Consider the following 3,410-nt stretch of genomic DNA (forward strand, 5'->3'; position numbering starts at 1 on the left):
CCGTCGGAAAAGGACCCGCGCCACGGGCACCTCGTCGGCGGCCTACTTCACTCCGCCGCTGGCGCGAGAACGAGCTGATCGCCGAGCTCCACGACCGGCTGCGCCGCAAGGTCCGGATGCGGGAGGGGCGGAAGGCGGAACCTTCGGCGGGGATCATCGACGCGCAGTCGGTACGCGCCGCCGCGACGGTGCCCGCGGCCTCACGCGGCTACGACGGCGGGAAGAAGGTCCCGGGCCGCAAACGGCACATCGTGACCGACACGCTCGGCCTGCTCCTGGTGGTCGCGGTGACGGCCGCGAACGTGGGCGACCGGGAGGCCGCCGTGCCGCTGCTGCAGCGGCTGCGCAGGCTGCACCGGGAGATCACCCTGGTCTGGGCCGACGGCGGCTACACCGGCGGCATCATCGACTGGTGCTGCGAGAAACTCGCGCTCACCTTGGAGGTCGTCAAGCGCACCGACGACATGGAGGGGTTCGTGGTGCTGCCGAGGCGGTGGGTGGTGGAGCGCACGCTGGCGTGGTTGATGCATTCGCGTCGTCTGGCCCGCGACTACGAGACGCTGCCCGCCACCAGCGAGGCGATGATCCTGTTCTCGATGATCACACGGATGGGCCGCCGTCTGGCCCGGCCACTGCCCGCCGGCCGGCACTGAACGTCCCCGACGCCTCCTGGATCAACCACCCGCGCTCGGCCAGGCGTTTCGCCTTCGACCGCACACCCTCGACCTTCGCCGCCGTCGTCTCCCACCCCAGCACCACCGCGATCTCCTTGGCCCGCACCCCACCCGGCTTTGACTCCGGCCGGTCCTCCAACATGCCCAGGATCCGCTGGTAGTCCGGCGCGAGAACGGTCGCGGGCAGCCCTTCCCGCCAGGTCGGCACCGTCGTTCCCGGCACCGGCGTTGACACCGCGTCCTCCACGGCCTCGGTCACGGCGATGGTCTCGGCGGCGGACACGGCCAGGGCCTCGACGAGCTCCTCCCGCGCGATCACCCGCCTCTCCAGCTCAATCTCAGCCGCCTCCAACGCCGCAGTCGTTTGGGCCGCTTCCTCCCGCAGGTCTTCGACTCGCTCACGGGCAGTTGCTTCCCGCGCCTCCAGCAGTCCCAGCATCGACGCCACCGCGCACCCCTTGCCCATCAAGCGGAAACAGAACGTCGAGACCCTCCCTCACTGCGACTGGAACCATGCCTGACCAGCAACAATCAAACGATCACGTTCGGTTGAGATACGGCTTCTCAACCTCGCCTGCCGTGCCTCCCGCCTCGCGGGACTGCGTCAGTTCTTCGCCTACGCCCACCGCGCCAAGGCAGTCCTCCACAACCCCACCGATCCGGTAACTGCGGTGCAGCAGAGGGGATTTCACGGCCCCACTCTCACGCTGGCCCAGCAGCGAACCCTGTACAGACGGTGGGCCACCAACCAAGACGTCCACCCGCACGAGGCCTTCATCGGCCTCGCCGCCCTGCTCCACGCAGCGACCATCACCGAACTGCGCCTGCTCACCGACAGCGGCATCGCTCCTCATCACCAGGGCGTTCAGTTTCCCGGCAGGTCAGTGGTCCTTCCGCTGGACGACGCGACCTGGGCGGCACTACAGGGCTGCCGAGAACACCGACGCCGGCTCGGCTCGGACAACCCCCACCTGCTCGTCACTCGGCTCACCCGGACACACCGCGGCCCTGCCGGCGCCGCTCACATCCGCGACAGCCTCGCCCCCGTCGGCCTCCTGCCGCGCATCCTGCGCTCCACCCGCCTGCTCACCCTCGCAGACGAACTCGACATCAAGGTACTTACCGCCTCACTGGGCATGTCGTACGCAGGAGTCGCCCACTACCGGCCCGGAACAACGCCGCCGGTCAGCTTCATGTGACAGACCACCACCCATTGCCCTGTGCAGCGGTCAGTTGAGAGGGCCGGCCTCGCACTGCCGCTGTCACATCGGCCGAGGAGGGCATGAGAGGGTCGTGGGCACCGCTGGCTGTGATCATCGAGACGGCTGTCTATCCGTGATCTGAACGTGGCGTGGCAGTGCCGCCTGAGGTCGCTTCGGGTTTCGTGTAGAGGATTTCGCGGGCCTGCTCCGCGGCGCGGAGGATGTTCTCGCTGATGAAGTCGCTGAAGCGGGCGATGTTCTCCAGGCGGGCGGCGGCCGGGGTGTCGCGGCCGAGGATGCCGACGCCCTGCCGTGCGGTCTCGGCGACCTGGGCGATGCCGCGGGCGCTGGCGATCGTCGACTGGTACCAGATGTCGTCGTCGACGACGTAGCGCTCGCGGCGGCGTTCGCCTGGTTCCCGTCGGACGAGGCCCTGGCTCTCCAGGAACGCGATCGCTTTGGAGACGGACGCCGGGCTGACCTGGAGGTGCTGGACGAGTTGGGACGCGGTGAGGCTGCCCGCGTCGGTGGTGAAAAGGCAGGTCAGTACCCGGGATGTCATCTTGGGCAGGCCCTGTTGCATGAAGAGGGTGGTGAGCGTCTCTTCGTACTCGCGCACGGCCTGGTCGTCGCGCCCGTGGTCCTGCGCCGGCGCTCCCTGCCCTCGGGGCGGGGTGTGCTTGCGCCGGTGGGCGCGGTGTTCGGTGGCGCGGTGGGCCAGGTCGGCGCGGTAGGCGGTGGGGCCGCCGTTGCGCATTACCTCTCGCGTGATCGTCGAGGTGGGACGGTCGAGGCGTCGGGCGATCTCGGCGTAGGGGAGGCTGTCGGCCAGCCCCAGCGCGATCTGCTGGCGTTCGGTCTGGGTGAGCCTGCCTCCCGGCATCACCATGTACACCTGCAACGGTCAGTCCAACCAGTTCTGGAGCCACATCGGAAACACCTTCCAGTCGCTCGGGAAGTGCCTGAACGTCACCGGTGGCGGCACCGCGAACAGCACCCGTGTGCAGCTGTGGACCTGCAATAACTCCGGCGCCCAACAGTGGACGGCACCCGGCGACGGCACGCTGCGCAACCCGCAGTCAGGGCGCTGCCTCGACGCCGCGGGAGGCGGCACGGCTGACGGCACCCCGGTCATCATCTACGACTGCAACGGCGGCTCGAACCAACTCTGGACGTACCCCTCCTGAGCACCCATGTGTGCAAGCGTGGCCGGCCCGGCCATCCCATCGCCGCGCTGTCGCTCAGTGTGCCGCCCTGCGGCGGTTCCCGGACCGCCGCAGGCCGCCTGAACATGCAGGTTGCAGCGCTGTAACTTCCGCACGGCAGTGCCTACGAGTGCGGTTCGGCCGCACCGCCCGTCACACGTCGCACCCCCGGGAAGCCGCCCGTCCCGCCATGGTTGTCGAATGCAGCCGGGATGACCGTGACTGGCGGGGTGAACTGCCCCGGGTTTGATGGAGACATCGAAGACCCGGAAGGATCCCGTTCATGGCTGCACCCCGCAAGTACCCCGAGGAGCTGCGCGAGCGCGCGG

The 3,410-nt window shown here is 69.1% G+C and carries 5 protein-coding genes; 3 read left to right on the forward strand and 2 right to left on the reverse strand.

Going from position 1 to position 3,410, the window contains the following annotated elements:
* The coding region (locus EFK10_RS01485; RefSeq protein WP_127353976.1) for an IS5 family transposase at positions 1–653 on the forward strand (653 nt) is incomplete at its 5' end.
* Here EFK10_RS01485 and EFK10_RS01490 read toward each other — a convergent pair.
* On the reverse strand, positions 601–1,113 hold the full coding sequence (locus EFK10_RS01490) for a hypothetical protein (protein ID WP_240676913.1): 513 nt from the start codon (positions 1,111–1,113) through the stop codon (positions 601–603). The two genes, EFK10_RS01485 and EFK10_RS01490, sit on opposite strands and share 53 nt — an antisense overlap.
* 232 nt (positions 1,114–1,345) lie before the next feature.
* Here EFK10_RS01490 and EFK10_RS01495 point away from each other — a divergent pair, with 232 nt between their 5' ends.
* Positions 1,346–1,873: a hypothetical protein gene (locus EFK10_RS01495; protein ID WP_127353977.1), complete on the forward strand. Its 528-nt coding sequence runs from the start codon at positions 1,346–1,348 to the stop codon at positions 1,871–1,873.
* Between the two features lie 130 nt (positions 1,874–2,003).
* Here EFK10_RS01495 and EFK10_RS53015 read toward each other — a convergent pair whose 3' ends face one another.
* On the reverse strand, positions 2,004–2,759 hold the full coding sequence (locus tag EFK10_RS53015; RefSeq protein ID WP_127353978.1) for a helix-turn-helix domain-containing protein: 756 nt from the start codon (positions 2,757–2,759) through the stop codon (positions 2,004–2,006).
* Between EFK10_RS53015 and EFK10_RS01505 the strand changes: the two genes are divergently transcribed.
* Positions 2,740–3,063, forward strand: a complete 324-nt coding sequence (locus tag EFK10_RS01505; RefSeq protein WP_127353979.1) for an RICIN domain-containing protein — start codon at positions 2,740–2,742, stop codon at positions 3,061–3,063. The two genes, EFK10_RS53015 and EFK10_RS01505, sit on opposite strands and share 20 nt — an antisense overlap.
* The last annotated feature ends 347 nt before the right edge of the window (positions 3,064–3,410 follow it).

This window comes from Streptomyces soli (assembly GCF_003999195.1).
GTDB lineage: Bacteria > Actinomycetota > Actinomycetes > Streptomycetales > Streptomycetaceae > Actinacidiphila > Actinacidiphila soli.

Coding starts and splice junctions, on each gene's coding strand:
- EFK10_RS01490 (WP_240676913.1), bottom strand. CDS start 1,113: ATGCTGGGACTGCTGGAGGCGCGGGAAGCAACTGCCCGTGAGCGAGTC.
- EFK10_RS53015 (WP_127353978.1), bottom strand. CDS start 2,759: ATGCCGGGAGGCAGGCTCACCCAGACCGAACGCCAGCAGATCGCGCTG.